The 17,902-nt window shown below is 59.7% G+C and carries 19 protein-coding genes; 13 read left to right on the top strand and 6 right to left on the bottom strand.

From position 1 onward, the window contains the following. The first annotated feature begins 282 nt into the window (after positions 1 to 282). Together AB4Z13_RS24740 and AB4Z13_RS24735 are read left to right on the top strand one after the other, a co-directional pair. Positions 283 to 2,301, top strand: coding sequence for an SUMF1/EgtB/PvdO family nonheme iron enzyme (locus AB4Z13_RS24740; RefSeq protein ID WP_442207027.1), 2,019 nt, complete (start codon positions 283 to 285; stop codon positions 2,299 to 2,301). 22 nt (positions 2,302 to 2,323) lie between these two features. After that, positions 2,324 to 2,737, top strand: a complete 414-nt coding sequence (locus AB4Z13_RS24735) for a Pepco domain-containing protein (RefSeq protein ID WP_442207026.1) — start codon at positions 2,324 to 2,326, stop codon at positions 2,735 to 2,737. Positions 2,738 to 2,761: 24 nt separating this feature from the next. Here AB4Z13_RS24735 and AB4Z13_RS24730 read toward each other — a convergent pair whose 3' ends face one another. Then, positions 2,762 to 3,724, bottom strand: a complete 963-nt coding sequence (locus tag AB4Z13_RS24730; RefSeq protein ID WP_442207025.1) for a hypothetical protein — start codon at positions 3,722 to 3,724, stop codon at positions 2,762 to 2,764. Between the two features lie 204 nt (positions 3,725 to 3,928). Between AB4Z13_RS24730 and AB4Z13_RS24725 the strand changes: the two genes are divergently transcribed. From AB4Z13_RS24725 to greA, 5 genes are all read left to right on the top strand, one after another. Continuing rightward, a complete protein-coding gene (locus AB4Z13_RS24725; RefSeq protein ID WP_113325623.1) occupies positions 3,929 to 4,303 on the top strand; it encodes a YciI family protein in 375 nt (124 codons plus the stop codon). Continuing rightward, entirely contained in the window at positions 4,300 to 5,559 is a 1,260-nt protein-coding gene (locus AB4Z13_RS24720; protein ID WP_442207024.1) for an RNA polymerase sigma factor, read from the top strand. Before AB4Z13_RS24725 ends, AB4Z13_RS24720 begins: the two co-directional genes overlap by 4 nt. Positions 5,560 to 5,743: 184 nt before the next feature. After that, the gene (locus AB4Z13_RS24715) at positions 5,744 to 6,805 is read left to right on the top strand and encodes an LLM class flavin-dependent oxidoreductase (protein WP_442207023.1); all 1,062 of its coding nucleotides are present in this window, start codon (positions 5,744 to 5,746) and stop codon (positions 6,803 to 6,805) included. A gap of 40 nt (positions 6,806 to 6,845) precedes the next feature. Beyond that, a complete protein-coding gene (gene map, locus AB4Z13_RS24710) occupies positions 6,846 to 7,595 on the top strand; it encodes a type I methionyl aminopeptidase (RefSeq protein ID WP_442207022.1) in 750 nt (249 codons plus the stop codon). A gap of 31 nt (positions 7,596 to 7,626) precedes the next feature. Then, positions 7,627 to 8,109 carry a transcription elongation factor GreA gene (gene greA / locus AB4Z13_RS24705; RefSeq protein ID WP_442207021.1) on the top strand — a complete coding sequence of 161 codons (483 nt, stop codon included), beginning with the start codon at positions 7,627 to 7,629 and terminating at the stop codon, positions 8,107 to 8,109. A 37-nt stretch (positions 8,110 to 8,146) separates the two neighbouring features. Here greA and AB4Z13_RS24700 read toward each other — a convergent pair whose 3' ends face one another. Continuing rightward, the gene (locus AB4Z13_RS24700; RefSeq protein WP_113321951.1) at positions 8,147 to 8,545 is read right to left on the bottom strand and encodes a RidA family protein; all 399 of its coding nucleotides are present in this window, start codon (positions 8,543 to 8,545) and stop codon (positions 8,147 to 8,149) included. Positions 8,546 to 8,741: 196 nt separating this feature from the next. Here AB4Z13_RS24700 and AB4Z13_RS24695 point away from each other — a divergent pair, with 196 nt between their 5' ends. Further along, entirely contained in the window at positions 8,742 to 9,338 is a 597-nt protein-coding gene (locus tag AB4Z13_RS24695; RefSeq protein ID WP_113321952.1) for a TetR/AcrR family transcriptional regulator, read from the top strand. A gap of 37 nt (positions 9,339 to 9,375) precedes the next feature. On the opposite strand, the gene AB4Z13_RS24690 is transcribed toward AB4Z13_RS24695, so the two are convergent. Further along, the gene (locus AB4Z13_RS24690) at positions 9,376 to 9,999 is read right to left on the bottom strand and encodes a PadR family transcriptional regulator (RefSeq protein ID WP_113321953.1); all 624 of its coding nucleotides are present in this window, start codon (positions 9,997 to 9,999) and stop codon (positions 9,376 to 9,378) included. A 162-nt stretch (positions 10,000 to 10,161) separates the two neighbouring features. Between AB4Z13_RS24690 and AB4Z13_RS24685 the strand changes: the two genes are divergently transcribed. Then, positions 10,162 to 11,343, top strand: coding sequence for a YbfB/YjiJ family MFS transporter (locus tag AB4Z13_RS24685; RefSeq protein WP_113321954.1), 1,182 nt, complete (start codon positions 10,162 to 10,164; stop codon positions 11,341 to 11,343). A 123-nt stretch (positions 11,344 to 11,466) separates the two neighbouring features. Then, complete coding sequence (sbmA, locus tag AB4Z13_RS24680) at positions 11,467 to 12,732, top strand: peptide antibiotic transporter SbmA (protein WP_113321955.1); 1,266 nt, start codon at positions 11,467 to 11,469, stop codon at positions 12,730 to 12,732. Between the two features lie 61 nt (positions 12,733 to 12,793). Here the strand turns inward: sbmA and AB4Z13_RS24675 are convergent, their stop codons facing one another. Continuing rightward, complete coding sequence (locus tag AB4Z13_RS24675; protein ID WP_113321956.1) at positions 12,794 to 13,324, bottom strand: PAS domain-containing protein; 531 nt, start codon at positions 13,322 to 13,324, stop codon at positions 12,794 to 12,796. Between the two features lie 120 nt (positions 13,325 to 13,444). After that, positions 13,445 to 14,434 (bottom strand): polysaccharide deacetylase, encoded by a 990-nt coding sequence (locus AB4Z13_RS24670; RefSeq protein WP_113322020.1) that lies wholly within the window; start codon positions 14,432 to 14,434, stop codon positions 13,445 to 13,447. 129 nt (positions 14,435 to 14,563) lie between these two features. On the opposite strand from AB4Z13_RS24670, the gene AB4Z13_RS24665 reads away from it, so the two are divergent. The 3 genes from AB4Z13_RS24665 to der all read left to right on the top strand — a co-directional run bounded on the left by AB4Z13_RS24665 (position 14,564) and on the right by der (position 17,385). Then, on the top strand, positions 14,564 to 15,160 hold the full coding sequence (locus AB4Z13_RS24665; RefSeq protein ID WP_113321957.1) for an NnrU family protein: 597 nt from the start codon (positions 14,564 to 14,566) through the stop codon (positions 15,158 to 15,160). Positions 15,161 to 15,261: 101 nt separating this feature from the next. Beyond that, complete coding sequence (locus tag AB4Z13_RS24660) at positions 15,262 to 15,945, top strand: tetratricopeptide repeat protein (protein WP_113321958.1); 684 nt, start codon at positions 15,262 to 15,264, stop codon at positions 15,943 to 15,945. 15 nt (positions 15,946 to 15,960) lie between these two features. Next, complete coding sequence (der, locus tag AB4Z13_RS24655) at positions 15,961 to 17,385, top strand: ribosome biogenesis GTPase Der (RefSeq protein ID WP_113321959.1); 1,425 nt, start codon at positions 15,961 to 15,963, stop codon at positions 17,383 to 17,385. A gap of 64 nt (positions 17,386 to 17,449) precedes the next feature. Here der and AB4Z13_RS24650 read toward each other — a convergent pair whose 3' ends face one another. Further along, positions 17,450 to 17,887, bottom strand: a complete 438-nt coding sequence (locus tag AB4Z13_RS24650) for a MarR family transcriptional regulator (RefSeq protein WP_113321960.1) — start codon at positions 17,885 to 17,887, stop codon at positions 17,450 to 17,452. Positions 17,888 to 17,902 lie beyond the last annotated feature (15 nt).

The raw sequence follows: 17,902 nt of genomic DNA, 5'->3' as shown, positions 1-17,902 counted from the left end.
ACGTCGCGGCCATATGCAAGTTGTCAGCGGGTTCAGATCCGCAGCAGGACATTATGGGCATGCCCCTTGTCCGCACTTCGTTCCGACACGGCCGAGCGCAACCGCAGTGGATCGGATATGGGCAGCATGAGCAATTCGAGTTCCTCTTCTGGATCGAGTGGCAATGGCGGTATGGGTGGATCGAACGATAATGGCAGCATGGGCGGACCGGGCGGCTCTATGGGCAACTGAAGAATGATGCGCGATGTTGGCCAATTTTGCTTATGGGGGTGAGCCGTCGGAATGAGCGAAAACTGGGCCGTCTGCATCGGCATCAACAGTTATGACAGTCTGAAGCCGCTCGATTGTGCCCGGCGGGATGCCGAGGCTGTGAATGACTTTTTCAAGGACACGCTCCATTTCAAGAACGTCTATTTCCTTGCCGAGGACGCACCGCCGCTAAAGGCGGATTTTGGGCAGACGCTGCATTCACGGCCGACATTCGGCAATCTTATGCGGTTCCTGCGCGTGCGCTTCGAACAACCGTTTCTGCAGCCGAGCGATAATCTCTGGTTCTTCTTCGCGGGTCATGGCCGGCGCGAGCGCGACCAGGACTATATCCTGCCGCTGGATGCGGATCCGGGCAATGTCGAGGAAACCGGCATACCCGTGAGATATGTCGTCGAAAGGCTGCGTAAAAGCGGCGCCGAAAACGTCGTTCTATTGCTCGATGCCTGTCGCAACGAAGGAGCGCGCGACGGTCAGGGTGTCGGTCTGGACAACCAGCGCGGCACGGTGACGATCTGCTCCTGCAGTCCCACCGAATTTTCCTACGAGATCGATGACCTGGGGCACGGAGCGTTCACTTACGGGTTGATCGAAGGGCTGCGGCTGCATGGAGAGCAGAACTGCGCAACCGTCGAGCGGCTGGATGCCTATCTTCAGACGCGCGTGCCGGAAATATGCCGGCTGCACGGCAAGCCGCGGCAGACGCCGTGCACTTTTGCCGAACCCCTGTCCAAACGGCATTTCATTCTGTTGCCGGACATTGCCCTGCCGGAAGACCTGGAGCCGCTCAAACTGGAGGCGCTGGAGGCGGAGGCCAATGACGATCTGGCGCTTGCCGAGCAGCTCTGGTGGCGGATCAACGCGGTCGAGCCTACGGACGCGCAATCGAGAGCTGCCATCAGGCGTATCGCGCTGAAGTTCGAACATCTGGCGGCACAGCCAAAGAAGCCCGAGCCGCCGGCGCCAGATCCCCCTACACCTCCGCTGCCGCCGGACGATCAGACTGTGAAGACCTCACGGCGCAGGCTGGTGATTGGTGCGGCCGCCGGGGCTGCCGCGCTTGCTGTTGGCGGGGGCCTTCTGGTTCTGCCTCGGCTGATGAAGCCGCGATTTCCCGTGCTTCGGGAAGAGATGCTGCAGATTGAAACGGTGGATAGCGAGGGCAGGCCGCAGCCGACGGCCTGGCAGCAGGCAAATTGTTTCGATCAGCCGCTTGGTGGCGATAACGCCATCGAATTCAGCATGATACCGGCCGGCGAATTCACCATGGGATCGCCCGACGGAGAATTGTTGCGCAGCGACGACGAGGGACCTATGTTCGTCAAGGTCGGACATTTCGCGATCAGCCGAACGACGATTACGCAGGCACAGTGGCGCAGTGTCGTGCTGGCGCGACCCAGCACGATCCGCTGGGCGATGCCGGTCGATCCATCCTCCTTCAAGGGGGACGACCTGCCGGTAGAGACGATCACCTGGCAGCATGCGTGGGAATTCTGCGCACGGCTTTCGGCATGGACCGGCCACACCTACCGTCTGCCGAGCCAGGCCGAATGGGAATATGCGTGCCGGGCGCGTACGACGACACCCTTTCATTTTGGACAGACCCTGACGCCGAAGCTCGCCAATTATTGCGGCACGGGTGGCGCGGTCTGCGGGGTGAGCGACGGAAGAGACATCTCCGACCTCGCCTATGATGGAAATGTTTATCCTGATGGCGCCTATGGCAGCGGCCCTGCCGGCATCTTCATCGGCCAGACAAAACCGGTACGGTCCTACCCGACGAACCGCTTTGGTCTCTTCGAGATGCATGGCAACGTCTGGGAATATTGCAGCGACAACTGGAGCGACCGGCTCGAGGACATTCCGGATAATGGCAGTCCCTATGTGGGCGGCCGGATGGACCTTCATGTGCTTCGCGGCGGTTCATGGTCGCACAATCCGGCCATTTGCCGGTCGGCTTACAGGGATCGCGTGAATGAAACCTCCCGAGGCTGGTCCGGACGGATCGGTTTCAGGATCGTGTGTGAAGTCTGAGTGCAAAGGGAGCTGAATTACGATGGACAGGCAGATCCAGGTTATTACCGACGCCGAACCCCTTGTTGCGAGCGGCGCAAGGGGCAGCGAAGACGTGGGCGGCGGTTTCGGCGCTCGCTCTGATGGCGGGCTCTTCCGGACGATCACGCTCAGTGCCGATGGGTTGCGCGATCAGGTTTCCAATCTCGTCGAGGTCGTCCAGTATGTCTTTAGCCATACGTTGGAGAAGCCCGATCTTTCACTCGATCAGATCGAGCTTTCTGTGGAAATCAGTTCGGAAGGGCAGATCAGTATTCTCGGCACTGGAGGCAAGGCCGGCGGCCGAGGCGCGATCAAGCTTGTCTTCAAGCGTCCTCCCCAGCCGGTCGCCAAAATTGCGGTTGCGGCAGGAGAGGGGCATGCAGGAGCCGAAGCCGTGGTCAGCAAACCGCAATAGCTGCCGACGAGGCTCGGGTTCCCGTCATTTCTTCAGCCAGGGTGTCGCCGTGCTCCAGAAGATCACGTTGGCGCCGAGATAGTCCTGGGCGAAGGCGGTGAACTCTTCCTTGGTGAAAGGCTTCTTGGTCGCCGGGTTCTTGTAGGTCAGCGTCGGTTCCTGCACGGCGAGGCCGACATAGGAGAGCTTGCCCTTGTACTTGTTGAAGAAGGGGTAAGAGTTCTTCATCTGCGCCTTGCGGTTCGGCACGATATCGGGGCCGCCGAGGCCGACATTGTTCTTGGCGGCGTAATCGAAGAGACGGCCCATGTAATTGTGGTCGTTCTCCCATTCGCAGGGCCAAAAGTTCACATATTGCACGACCAGTGACTTTTCGAAGGCCTTGCGGGCGAACGCAAGGTTCTTCATCTCGGCGGAGAAATAGGCGTCGCACGAGAAACCCTTCGGCTCATGCTTGGGATCGAGATCGATAGAAGTTTCCGGCAGGTTGATGCCGTAGACCTCGCCGTCGAACTTTTCGGCAAGCGCCTTCAGCAGCGCCTGGTACCGTTCGCGAACGGCGGGGTTCCACTGCTGGGCGACCCAGCCGGAACCGACGGGCTTGTTCTCGCCGGGATTGTCGAATTGCGGGGTCAGGCCACCGTCATATTCCGGTTCGGTCAGCATGTAGTCCGGTATGTTGCGCGCCTTCGGATCAAAAAAGCGGTCCTGCACCTGGATAAACATCTTCTTGTTGAGGCTTTTGGCAATGGCCAGGTCCTGCTCGATTGCCGAAAAATCATACTGGCCCTTCGCCGTTTCCAGGCTCTTCCAATTATAGACGACCTGTACGCCACTGATATCGGGCCGGGCGAGCCTCGCCTTTGCGGCGGCGAGGTCGCCGGAGCCCATATAGAGGAAGTTTTCCGGGGCGGGGGCGGCATGGGCAGCCTGCGTCGACAACACGAGGGTGGCAAGCGCAACGAGAAGTCTCTGAGATTTGTTCATGGGTTCTCGAATGGAAAGGTGATGGAAAGCGCGCAGAGCTCTCTGGATCAAATTGGGCAACTCAATGGCGGCGATTGCAGAGCCCTTGTGGATAGTTAACCGCGCTGCATTCATCAGATTTACCAATTTTCCCATTCGTAATTTTTTGATGCGGCCTGTCGGCCAAACGGTTACTCCTTCGTCATTCGGAAAGAGGAGCTACCGATGCTTTACGCAATCCTTTGCTACGCCAATGAGGAAACCGTCTTCGCCTGGACCGAGGAGGAAGAGGCTGCCGTCATGGGAAATCTCCATGCCGTGATCGAGCCGCTCGCCGCTGCCGGCAAGCTCGGCCCGACCGGCCGGCTGATGCCGACGACGACGGCAACGACTGTGCGCAAGGGCAGGGACGAGGCCTTCGTTGTCGATGGTCCGTTTGCTGAAACGAAGGAGGCGCTTCTCGGCTTCTATACGGTTGATTTCGAAACGCTGGATGAGGCGATCGGCTTCACGAAACAGCTTTCGGCGGTCAATCCTGGTTCCACCTCTTACGAAATTCGGCCGTTCTACACATTCCGGCCGGGAGATACAGCATCATGACAGACATTGCCTGGATCGACCTCGCGCTTGCCTCGGCCCGGCCGAAGGCGCTCGGTGCGCTGCTGCGCTACTTCCGCAATCTCGATACGGCGGAGGAAGCGTTTCAGGAGGCGTGCCTGAGGGCGATCCGGACATGGCCGGAAAAGGGGCCGCCGCGCGATCCGACCGCGTGGCTGATCTTCGTCGGCCGCAACAGCGGCATCGATGCGGTGCGCAAGCGGGCGAAGATCCAGGCGCTGCCGGACGAGGACCAGATTTCAGATAAAGAGGACGCTGAAAGCGACATCGCCGACCGGCTGGACGATTCCCATTATCGCGACGATATCCTGCGATTGCTTTTCATCTGCTGCCATCCGGACCTGCCGGCCACCCAGCAGATCGCGCTGGCCCTGCGCATCGTCTCCGGCCTGTCGGTGACGCAGATTGCCCGTGCCTTCCTCGTCTCCGAAAGCGCCATGGAGCAGCGCATCACTCGAGCCAAGGCGCGGGTGGCAAAGGCTGGCGTGCCGTTCGAGACGCCCAGCCCGCAGGAGAGGGCCGAGCGACTGATAATCGTCAGCACGATGATCTATCTGATCTTCAATGAGGGCTACAGCCAGGCTGATCCGGAGCAGGAGGCGGCAGCCTTTAGCGATGAGGCGATCCGGCTGGCGCGGCTGATACTGCATATCTTCCCCGCCGAACCGGAACTGATGGGGCTGCTTTCCCTGATGCTGCTGCAGATTTCCCGCCGGCAGGCGCGCTTCAGTGCCGAAGACGAGATCGTGCTGCTCGAGGATCAGGACCGCTCGCTCTGGAACCAGCCGTTCATCAACGAGGCGTTGGCGCTGCTCGACAAGGCGCTGCGTCACCGCAAGCCTGGTCCCTATCAGTTACAGGCGGCAATCGCTGCCGTTCATTCCCGTGCCAAACGCGCCGAGGATACCGACTGGGTGGAAATCGATCTGCTTTATCGTGCGCTCGAACGTGTCCAGCCATCACCTGTCGTGACACTGAACCGCGCTGTCGTCATTTCCAAACTTCATGGCCCGCAGGCGGCGCTCGACCTCATGGAGCCGCTCGGCGAAAAGCTCGACGGTTACTTCTATTATCACGGCCTGCACGGCAATCTCTTGAAACAGCTCGGCCGCATCGCCCAGGCACGGATCGCCTTCGACCGCGCGATTGCACTTGCCCATTCGGCTGCGGAAGCGGCCCATATCCGCCGGCAGATCGACAAGATGCAGGAAGAGGCGGGGCGGTCGGTGGTAAAGTAAGCCGTGTGTCCATGGGATACCGCGTCTTGCGACTCTCAGTGAATGGGCATCGAAATCATCGATACCCGGGTGTCGTCCGCCTGACGCGGCTATCAACTTTATCGAACGATCCATTCCAGAATTTCCGTTTGCTCCAAGCCCTGCCGGACCTTATCTCAGGGGCAAGTCAAACAGGATGCCGACCATGGAATTGGGCCTTTATACATTCGCAGACGTCAATCCCAACCCGTCCCGCAGCAAGGGAGAGGAGGGGGCCGAGCGGATCAAGCATCTGATCGAAGAGATCGAGCTTGCCGATCAGGTCGGGCTCGATGTCTTCGGGCTCGGCGAACATCATCGGCCTGATTATGTGGCCTCGGCGCCGGTGGTTGCGCTGGCGGCGGCTGCTGCGAAGACGAAGAACATTCGCCTCAGCAGCGCCGTCACGGTTCTTTCCTCCGACGATCCGGTGCGGGTGTTCCAGCAATTTGCGACGCTCGACCTGATCTCCAATGGCCGTGCTGAAATCATGGCGGGGCGCGGCTCCTTCATCGAATCCTTCCCGCTCTTCGGCTACAATCTCGAAGATTACGACCAGCTCTTCGAGGAGAAGCTCGATCTTCTTCTGGCCCTGCGCGATAACGAGGTCGTCAACTGGAAAGGCGAGCTTCGTGCGCCGATCCAGGGACGCGGCGTCTACCCGCGACCGCTGCAGGATCCGTTGCCGCTGTGGATCGCGGTGGGCGGTACGCCGCAATCCGTTGCCCGCGCGGGCGCTCTCGGCCTGCCGGTGGCGCTTGCCATCATCGGCGGCGAATATCCGCGCTTTGCGCCATTGTTGGATCTCTATCGGGAAGCTGCTCGCCGGGCAGGGCAGGATGCGGCGAAGCTGAAGACCAGCATCAACGTGCATGGTTTCATTGCCGATACGACTGAGGCTGCAGCAGACCAGTTTTACGGCCCGCAGGCCGAAGTGATGAACCGCATCGGCCGCGAGCGCGGATGGGGTCCGACGAGCCGGGCGCAGTTCGACATGTCACGCGGCCCGACCGGCAATCTCTTCCTCGGCGATCCCGAACTCGTGGCCGAGAAGATCATTGCCGCACACAAGGTTTTCCGCAACGACCGTTTCCTGCTGCAGATGGCGATCGGCCTGATGCCGCATGACCAGATCATGCGCGGGATCGAACTCTACGGTACAAAAGTGGCGCCGATCGTCAGAAAGGCATTGACTGAGGCTTCCGAAGGCGCGAAAGCCACGGCTTGACGCAGAGCCTGTCGCTCTCGGGTAAAATCCGGAACGGTCTATGGTTATCGAGAACGACGAAGAACTTACCAAGCTCAAGGATATCGGCCGCATCTGTGCCAATGCCATACAGGTGATGGCGGCGGCCATGGAGCCGGGCATGACGACGCTGGAACTCGACCAGATCGGCCGCAAGGTGCTGGAAGATTCCGGCGCGCGTTCCGCTCCGGAATTCTGCTACCAGTTTCCGGGCGCGACCTGTATCAGCGTCAACGAGGAAATCGCCCACGGCATTCCCGGGCCGCGGGTCATCCGACCGGGCGATCTCGTCAATATCGATGTTTCGGCGGAAAAGGACGGCTTCTTTGCCGATACCGGCGCCTCCTTCGCCGTGCCGCCGGTCAAATCGAGGATTGAGAGGCTCTGCCGGGACGGCAAGCGGGCGCTCTGGGTCGGTCTCAACCAGATCAAGGCTGGCGAGCCGCTGGCAAAGATCGGCAATGCCGTCGGCGCCTTCGCGCAGAAGAACCGCTATACGCTCGTCGCCAATCTTGCGAGCCACGGCGTCGGCCGCTCGCTGCATGAAGAGCCGGCCGAGCTTTCCACCTGGCCGGATCCCTCCGAACGGCGCATGATGACGGAAGGCCTCGTCTTTACCGTCGAGCCTTTCCTGTCGCTCGGCGCAACATGGGCAGAAGGTGGAGATGACGCTTGGACGCTTTATGCCGATCCCAAGGCCCCGACGGTGCAGTATGAACATACCGTCGTTGCAACCCGCAACGGGCCGATTATTCTGACATTGGCGGCTTGAGGGGCAACGCCCTTCACTGTTGGAGGTCGAGATGGCTGTTGCCTTTACCAAGGAAGAAAGTGCCGAAACCGCAGCGGAAACGCTGCTGCCAGATCGCACGATTTCTCCTCATCCAAATCTCGTGACTGATGCAGGGCTAAAGGCGCTGGAACTGCAAGTGCAGGAAGCGCGGCAAGCCTATGAGGCTGCGAGCACGATCGAGGACGTCAATGAGCGGCGGCGGCAGGCAGCAAATCCGCTGCGTGATCTGCGTTATTTTGTCGAACGCGTCCGCACAGCCCAGCTCGTTCCTGCTCCGGCTTCGACTGAAATCGTTGCCTTCGGAAGCACTGTAACCTTCAGCCGTGACGATGGGCGGGTCCAGACATATCGCATCGTCGGAGAGGATGAAGCCGATCCGAAAACCGGGTCGATTTCCTATGTTTCGCCGGTTGCCCGTATTCTCATGGGCAAGGCCGTCGGCAATGTCGTTGCTGTCGGCGATCAGGAACTTGAGGTCATGAAGATTTCGTAGAGCGCCGCGCGCTTCATACGCGACGCTCATGTCTGCGTCAGGCGGCCTGCGGCAGGCGGGCGATGACCTTGATCTCAAAATCGAAGCCGGCTAGCCAGTTCACGCCGACGGCCGTCCAGTTCGGGTAGGGCGCCTCGCCGATTTCCTTCATTCTGATGCCCGAAATTACCGGCCACTGTGCCTCGGGATCGGTGTGGAAGGTCGTGACGTCGACGACGTCGTCGAACGTAGCGCCGGCAGCTTTCAGCACGGCTTTCAGATTATCGAAGGCAAGCTGTACCTGCTTTGCGAAATCGGGCTCGGGCGAACCGTCTTCGCGGCTGCCGACCTGGCCGGAGACGAAGAGAAGGTCACCGGAGCGGATTGCCGCCGAATAGCGGTTGATCTCATAGAGCGCCTGCCGGCCGGCGGGGAAAATCGCATTGCGCTTGGTCATTGTTTTACTCCTGTTCAGACAAAAGGATACCGATCGCCGAACTTGCGTTCGTCGAGAGAGGTGAGGCCTTTATGGGTGCGGGGTTGGCCCGTTACGCGGAGCCGCAATTGATATACGCTCCGTATGTGGATATATCATGAGATACGCCGCGTATGTCAATATGCATACGGGGCGTATGTGAGTTTTGGAGATGGTAATGGCCGCAAAAACCCGGGCACAGATGATGGAGAAGACGAGGGCGAAGCTTATCCATGCGGCCCGGAAGGCTTTCGCAGTCAAAGGCTATGCGGCAGCCTCCATGGACGACTTGACCGCCGATGTCGGTCTGACGCGCGGCGCGCTCTATCATAATTTCGGAGACAAAAAGGGCCTACTGCAGGCCGTCATCGACCAGATCGATGGCGAGATGGTGGAGCGGTTGCGCATCGAGCGCGATCGGGCGGAGACGAGCTGGCTCGGGCTATTGGCGGAATATACCGCCTATATCGAGATGTCGCTGGAGCCGGAAATCCAGCGCATCATGCTGCTCGACGGGCCGGCGGTGCTGGGAGATCCCTCGCAATGGCCGAGCCAGAATGCCTGCCTTCGCACGACGACGCAGACCATCCAGGCGCTGATCGATGAAGGCACGGTCAAGTCAGTCGATGCAGAGGCCGCCGCCCGCCTGCTCAATGGGGCGGCGCTCAATGCGGCACTCTGGATCGCCGCAGAGAATGATCCTCATCCTTATCTGGCAAAGGTCATCGAAGCGTTCCGATGCCTTGCGGGCGGTCTATTGAAAACCGAAAGCTGACGAGGGCGGCGATTTAGGCCGGGCTCGTCAGGTGAGATTACTCCTGCTGCGGGTCGGTCTTGCCGCCCTGCAGGATCTCCATGGCAGCGCGCTCCAATATGCCTGATATCCTGACGGCTTCGCTTGCCGACCAGGGATGGCGCATGCGTAGCGCTGAGCGCAGCAGCTGGCGTGCGGCATGTACGTTGCTGTGGTCGCGGCCGAACTCATCGTCCTCATGATCGCGGCGGTGCTGGCTGCGGCCACCGCCACCTCTGCCATGGCCACCCTGCGGCTGGTCTGGGTCGAACATGCGGTTGACGAAGGCCATGCCCTCGGCAACGCGCTCCAGCTTGGCAAGCGTCTCGTCGATCGCTGCGCGGTTATCTTCCACCTTCTGGCGGCCGGTCTCGGTGATCTTGTAGAGCTTCTTTGCGCCGTCGTTTTCGACTTCGGCCAGTCCGGTTTCTTCCAGATAGGTCAGTGCCGGATAGATGACGCCTGGGCTCGGCACGTAAAGGCCGCCGGAGCGCTCTTCCAGCGTCTTGATCAGCTCATAGCCGTGGCTGGGACGCTCTTCCAGAAGCGCCAGCAGAATCGTCTGCAGTTCGCCTGCGGAAAACCTGCGGCCCATTCCCATACGCATCGCCTCACCGACGAAACCACCTCGAAAACCTCTCACGACATGCTCCTTTATATCTGATGTATCGCTCACTATGTCGTAAAACATATATCGTAAGATATGTCGTTCAAGAGGTGAGCGCGAAAAATCTGTTCGCGAAATTGAAGCACCCATCAGAATTACTCACTTGTGACACCAATGTTGCAGCGCGATAAGCGAGCCATGTTGGCTCCGAATAACGACCGGCCGGTCGATCTCCTCACCACAGCGCTTGCAGGCGCCGTCGCCATGGCGGCGGCCATGGGTTTCGGGCGCTTTTCCTTCACGCCGATCCTGCCCGGCATGATGGTCGGCGTGCCGCTTTCGGCCGCCGATGCGGGCTTCATCGCTTCCGCCAATTTCGTCGGTTATCTCGTCGGCGCTGTTCTTGCCGCCTATGGCTGGGCGGCGGGGCGCGAGCGGTTGGTGGCGCTTCTCTCGTTGCTTGCGACCGCAATCCTGCTGGCCGCCATGGCGGCGACGGATTCAGTCTTGCTCTTTGCCATCATCCGCTTCCTGGCGGGCGTGGCGAGCGCCTTCACGCTGGTCTTCAGTTCGGCAATCGTGCTGAGCCATGGTGCTGCTGCAGGCAATGATCACGTTCAGGCGACGCATTTTGGCGGGCCGGGGGCGGGGATTGCGATTTCATCCGTCATGGTGCTTGCGCTCGGCTACGTTTTCGACGACGCGGCCGGCGGCTGGCGCGCGGACTGGATCGGTGGAGCGCTCTTCTGCCTGGTCAGCCTCGTTATCGTCTGGTCATTGCTGCCAAAGGCACTGGTGCACAATGGGCAGGTGAAGGAGCCGGCGCTAATCTGGAGCCGGCCGATGGTGCTGCTGACTCTGTCCTATGGCTTGTTCGGCTTCGGCTATGTCATTACCGCCACGTTCCTCGTCGCCATCGCCCGCGCGAGCGCGTCCGGGCCGATCGTCGAGTTCCTCTGCTGGTTCATCGCGGGGCTGATGGCGACGGTCGCGCTGTTCATCTGGAAGCCTTTCGTGCGCTTGCTCGGTCTTGGCGGCGTCTATGTCGCGGCGCTCATCATCGAGGCTATCGGCGTGCTCGCAACGGTCGAACTGCCGCATTCGGTGGCACCATTGATCGGTGGCGCGCTGTTCGGCGCCACTTTCCTTGCCATCACCGCCTATGGATTGCAGATCGGCCGCCGGCTCTCACCGGAAAGCCCGCGCCGCATCCTGGCGCTGATGACGGCGGCTTTCGGTGTCGGCCAGATTATCGGCCCAGTCGTTGCTGGGTGGATCGCCGAGGCAACCGGAAATTTCGTGCTGCCGACCATTATTGCTGCCATCGTGCTGGTTTTCTGCGCACTACTCGTCATGCCTGTGATGAAGAAAATCCCTTAAGTGGTTACAAGTGCGTAACAATGGGCTGAACCCATTGCCGCTTTCTTCGAACTGCCTTAATTTCCGGGCAATCAGTGGTTCGCCACTCTTCCGTGACTCCAGTTCAGGAAAGCAAATCCTCCCGTGTTCCATTCCTTCTTTCCCCAGCCAAAGGCGTTCTTTACTTCGCTCGTAGTCTGGACGTTGGCCGCAATTTTCGGCTGGTATTTCTTCGCCGCCGGTCTTGGTGCTTCCCTTGGTTTTGCGCCGGTTCCTGAAGAGCAGCAACCGATCGATCTCTCGTTCTTTCTGCTGCCGGAAAATCTCTGGTTTTACGGCTACTTCCTTTTAGCCGCGCTGATCTTTTGCGGTGCCTGGCATTTGAAGGCACTCAGCCATCCGTGGAAGATGTGGTCCATCTGGGGCTCGGCGCTGATTATCTTCGTGACCTATTTTGGCGTGCAGATCACAGTCGTCATCAACAACTGGCGCCGGCCGTTCGGTGATCTGCTGGTTAATGCGCTCAATAAGAAGCCGGGTATCACAGTCGAAAACTTCTACGACTTGTTTCTGATCTTCGCGCAAATCGCGTTCCTCAGCATGCTCGTGTCGATCCTGACCGACTTTTTCACTAGCCACTACATCTTCCGCTGGCGGACGGCGATGAACAATTTCTACATGGCCAATTGGGAAAAGCTTCGCCACATCGAAGGCGCATCCCAGCGCGTGCAGGAAGATACGATGCGCTTTTCCAGCACCCTGGAAGGTCTCGGCATTAACCTGATCAATTCGGTGATGACGCTGGTCGTCTTCCTGCCGATCATGTTGGCGCTCTCACATTACGTGACGAGCCTGCCGATACTCGGCGAAGTGCCGAACTCTCTTTTCTGGCTTGCTATCTTCTGGTCGGCCTTCGGTACCGTCCTGCTGGCTGTCGCGGGTATCAAGCTGCCTGGCCTGAACTTCAAGAACCAGCGTGTGGAGGCCGCCTACCGCAAGGAATTGGTCTACGGCGAGGATCATGCCGACCGAGCGCAGCCACCAACGGTTCAGGAACTGTTCTCAAGGGTGCGGAAAAACTATTTTACGCTCTATTTCCACTACATGTATTTCAATATCGCCCGCTCGTTTTATCTGCAGGCGGACAATCTCTTTGTCTACTTCTTCATGACGCCGACTCTTGTTGCGGGCGCCATCACCTACGGCATCTTCCAACAGATCTCGACCGCTTTCGGCCAGGTCAGCAATTCCTTTCAATATCTCGTCAATTCCTGGACGACGATCATCGAACTGCTTTCCATCCACAAGCGTCTCAGGGCCTTCGAGGCGGCAATCGACAACGAGCCGCTGCCTGATATCGACCAGCGCTACCTGGAGCGCGAGGCCGGTGTCGTCCACGTCGACGGCTGATCACAAGAGTAAGGGCCACCGCTTCGGTGGCCCTTTTCTTTTGGGGATCCGACGAGGATCGTCAGTTCGAGCGCGTACAGCCCGTATTTTTCCGGTCCATATCAATCAATGCCTCCAGAATATGGTCGGCGACGGCCCTGTTGCCTTCCCTGAGGGCAATATCGTAGGCCGCCAAACAATGATCGAGCAGCGGTGTAGCCACCGGCGCTTCCTCGGGAAGTGGAAAGACAATGCCGCCGTAAAGAGACGGAATGCCGTTCTTGTCGCGGAAGCATCGCCCAAATGCCATGACCTGGTGGAAGGAGCCGTTGGCGCGACGTACGCGGTAGCTCTGTTGCTCTGGCTCCTGCGTCAGGATTGTATCATGGATGATCTTGGCTGCGGCCGGCTGATCCTCCGGATGGATACGGGCGACATAGGCTTCGAGTGGAAGGCCACTTGCCGTTTCGGCGAAATCAAGTCCGAACATTTCAGCGACCGCTCCGTCGCCATAGAGGAGGTTCGCAACGATATCCCAAGTGAAAAAGCCAGTTTCACAGGCGGGAAATTCGTCCTTGTCAACCAGGCACTCCGGGTTCTCAATAAATGTCATGACGTTACCTCCCATGCTTGCCACGCATTTGTGAGGTAATGCTTATCGAAGTGCAGGCTCGATGCAGTCAATAGGTGCAGGTGGTTTTTGATATCCAACAGTTTGAGCGGTAAGTGCGCCTTACAACCCGGAGGTCTCCTGCAGCTTGCCGCGGGCCTCGATCATGGGGATCGCTTCGGAATAGCTGACGCAGGCAACATCTGATCTGTGGCAAACGTCGCTGACCAGCCTGTCGAGCGCGCGCCAATAGGCGCCGCCGTTCATTTCCACGAAGTGGAAGCCGAGCTGCAGGGGAATGCGGCTACCGGTATATTGCTTGTCGAAGGCTTCCTTAAAGGCGGCATAGGCACGCTCTTCGAAAGCGGCGCTGTCAGCTGCATCCTCCTCGCCCTTGGAGTGGCGAACGAAGAGATTGTAATCCATGCCGATGATTGGCTTTTCGCCAGGGCCTTCGGGAATGAGCGGCAGGCCGAAGCGGATGACGCCGTCTTCCTCGACGGGCATGGCCGGCCCCCTGGTGACGAGGCTTGCATCATAGGTAAAACCGGCCTTCTTCTCGGCGGCGATCATGTCCGCGCCGCCGCCGGTCGAAAGGTAAGGGGCGCGAAACCCCTTGATGCCGTGATCGACGAGATCCTGCCAGCCGGCTGGCTCTTCCAGGCCGACGCTTTTCCAGGCGTTCTTCAACGTTTGTTTGAAGGTCGCATATTCGGCTGACCAGTCCGCCTCGCCCCATTGCCGGCCATCGAAATGGCCGCAGGCATGGCTGGAAATATCATGGCCCTCGAGGTGAGCGTGCCAGATATTGCCGAGGCGTTCACGGATTTCGTCGTCGCTCTGTGCGAAGCCGACATTGGATTTTCCACGTTTCTGATGAGGGGCCTGGTAAGCCTGCTTGGCTTCCTGGTTCATCAGAAAGGTGCAGGAGAGGAAATAGGTGAAATGTGCGCCGTTCTTGGCTGCCATCTCGCGGCTCTTCTGCCAGAGCGCATTGTCGTGCGCGCCGTCAAAGGAGATGATGACAAGCTGTTTCGGCTTGTCGGCGGCGTCCGCAACAGCAGGAAAAATCGAGGAGAGAGCGAGGGACGCAGAAAAAATAAGACGAAACATGGGCACCGCGACAATTTGCATTGCGGTTTTCCTGTTACAGAAATGCGGCGAAGCTGCGGTCTTGCTGGCATTTTTCGCCGTCTGCCGGTAATTCATGGCTGACCGTCAAAATAGGAAAACCAGATCATCATGGCTCTGCTCGTCCTCAGCCTCATTCTCTTCCTCGGCCTGCATCTGATCCGTGTCGTCGTTCCGGGCTTCCGGCAGGCGATCATTGACAGGGTGGGCAAGCCCGCCTGGATCGCCTTCCACTCGATTGCCAGCATTCTGACGCTGATCTTCGTGATCTATGCCTTTGGCGTTGCTCGCAGCGAGCCGATCGGCATGCTTTACAATCCACCCATGGGTATGGCGCATCTCACCGTCACCCTGATGCTGATTGCAGTGATCTGTCTCGTCGCCGGTTTCCTGCCTGCCGGTTATATCAAGACGAAGACGAAACATCCGATCGTTCTGTCGGTGAAGATCTGGGCGTTGGCCCATCTTCTGTCGAATGGCGAGGCCTATTCGGTGCTGCTCTTTGCTGCATTCCTTGCCTGGGGCGTGGTGGTGCGCATTTCGCTGAAGCGGCGCCAGCGCCGCGGCGAGATCATGCTGCCGATCTTCGTTTCGGCCAAATATGACATCTATGCCGTCATCATCGGCGTGGTCGTCTGGGCGCTGATGATCTGGCGTGTTCACGAATGGCTGATCGGTGTCGCGCCGCTGCCGATGCTTGCTTCGTGACGATTCTGCGATATCCCCCTTACAACTGCTGCAAAATGGAGTAGAAGGCCCGACAATGTGCGTTTTGCATTGTATATGGGTATCCGCGGCCGGAGACGAGAATGGCATTCAACGACGATAGCTTCATTCGTGAAGTCAATGAGGAACTGCGTTCCGACCAGATGAAGGGCGCGGTGCGCCGGTTTGGACGCTATATCATTGCCATTGCCGTTCTCATCGTGCTCGGAACCATCGGCAAGGTCGCCTACGAATATTGGGACAATACCCGTTCCTCCGGCGCCGGCGACCAGTTCCTGGCGGCGATGAAGCTTGCCGACGAGAACAAGACTGACGAGGCGCTCGCCGCTCTCGACAAGCTGGAGAAGGAAGGCCACGGTGCTTACCCGGTCCTGGCGCGCATGCGCGCCGCGACCGTCCAGTCGCAGAAGGGCGACAATGCCGGTGCGATCGCGTCCTTCCAGACCATCGCCAAGGATAAGTCCGTTCCTGCTGCCGTGCAGGATGCCGCCAAGATGCGCGCCGGCTGGCTGCTGATCGAAAACGGCGCCTATGAGCAGGTTTCTGCCGCCGTCGAGGAAATGGCCGTTCCGGGCAATGCCTTTCGCCACTCGGCGCGCGAGGCGCTCGGTCTTGCAGCCTACAAGGCCGGCAACATGGCGCAGGCGCGCCAGTGGTTCCAGTCGATCGTCGACGATGTGGACAGCCCGCGCGGTGTTGCCAATCGTGCCCATATGATGCTTGATCTCATCACCGCATCCGGCAAGGCGCCCGCCGCGCAGGGCTGAGCTTAAGGGAAAATAATGAGTTTTACGGTCGCCATCGTCGGACGCCCGAATGTCGGCAAGTCGACGCTTTTCAACCGGCTGGTCGGGAAGAAGCTTGCGCTTGTCGATGATACGCCGGGCGTGACCCGCGACCGCCGTCCGGGTGAAGCGCGGCTAATCGACCTGCGTTTTACAATTGTCGATACTGCAGGCCTCGAAGAGATGACGGATGAGAGCCTGCAGGGCCGCATGCGCCAGCAGACGGAGACGGCAATCGACGAGGCTGATCTATCGCTCTTCGTCGTCGATGCTAAAACAGGTCTGACGCCGGTCGATACGGCGCTCGGCGAGATGCTGCGCCGTCGCGGCAAGCCGGTCGTGCTCGTTGCCAACAAGTCTGAGGCGCGCGGTTCCGACAGCGGTTTCTACGATGCCTATTCGCTGGGGCTTGGCGAACCCGTGCCGATTTCGGCCGAACATGGGCAGGGCATGCTCGATCTGCGCGACGCCATCGTTGCCGCGCTCGGCGAGGATGTCGCTTATCCGTCGAAGGACGATGTTGCCGTCACCGACGTCGATCTGCCGCAGCCGACCGGTGAAGAGGGCGAAGAAGACGAAGAGCCCGCCTATGACGACACCAAGCCGCTGCGCGTGGCAATTGTCGGTCGTCCGAATGCCGGCAAGTCGACGCTGATCAACCGCTTCCTCGGCGAAGACCGGCTGCTGACCGGACCGGAAGCCGGCATTACGCGCGATTCCATCTCGGTGGAATGGGACTGGCGTGGCCGCACCATCAAGATGTTCGACACGGCCGGCATGCGCCGCAAGGCCAAGGTGATCGAGAAGCTGGAAAAGCTTTCCGTTGCCGATGGGCTGCGCGCCATCCGCTTTGCCGAGACCGTCGTCATCGTCTTCGACGCGACGATCCCCTTCGAGAAGCAGGATCTGCATATCGTCGATCTCGTGCTGCGCGAAGGCCGCGCGGCCGTGCTCGCTTTCAACAAGTGGGATATGATCGAGGATCGCCAGGCCGTGCTTGCCGACCTGCGCGAAAAGACCGACCGGCTGCTGCCGCAAGCGCGCGGCATCCGCGCCGTGCCGATCTCCGGCCAGACCGGCTGGGGCCTCGACAAGCTCATGCAGGCGATCATCGATACGGACCGTGTCTGGAACAAGCGCATCTCCACCGCCAAGCTCAATCGCTGGCTGGAGCAGCAGCAGGTCCAGCATCCGCCACCGGCCGTTTCCGGTCGCCGCATCAAGCTCAAATATATGACGCAGGTAAAGGCGCGCCCGCCGGCCTTCATGGTGTCCTGTACCCGGTCGGATGCCCTGCCGGAATCCTATACGCGCTATCTGATCAACGGGTTGCGGGCGGATTTCGATATGCCGAGCGTACCGATCCGGATCCATTACCGGTCGCCGGACAATCCCTTCGAGGGCAAGAAGAGGCGGACTTAGTCCGCTTCTTGTTGTCGCCTTACCGCTTGGGCCAGAGTGGGTCTTCCGGACGCGCCGGTAGACCTCAAGACGTGCTCTTATTCAGCGCTTCCCGCAGCGCGACGATCTCCGCCTGCAGCCGGGCAAGCTGATCCGCGCCGCGGCCGCTTGCGTCGATGATGCAACCCGGCACGGTCTCAGCTCTTTCCTTCAGCCGCTTGCCTTCCTCCGTCAGGCGCAGCACGACGACGCGCTCGTCCTGCCTGCTGCGTTCGCGGCGGATGTAGCCTGCCGTTTCCAGGCGCTTGAGGAGAGGGGTCAGCGTGCTCGATTCCAGGAAGAGCTTTTCACCGAGGCCGCCGACGGTCTGGCCGTCTTCTTCCCAAAGGGAAACCATCGCCAGATATTGCGGATAGGTGAGACCGAGTTCGTCCAGCAGAGGCTTGTAGACGCGGTTAAAGGCGTGGCTTGCGGTATAGACGGCAAAGCAGATGAAACTGTCGAGTTTCAGTTGGTTCGACATGGCACGATCTCCAAA

It is taken from the genome of Rhizobium sp. YAF28, assembly GCF_052113285.1.
Taxonomy (GTDB): domain Bacteria; phylum Pseudomonadota; class Alphaproteobacteria; order Rhizobiales; family Rhizobiaceae; genus Rhizobium.
Note: the sequence above shows the minus strand (reverse complement) of the source record. Positions and strands in the feature narration are given on the sequence as shown.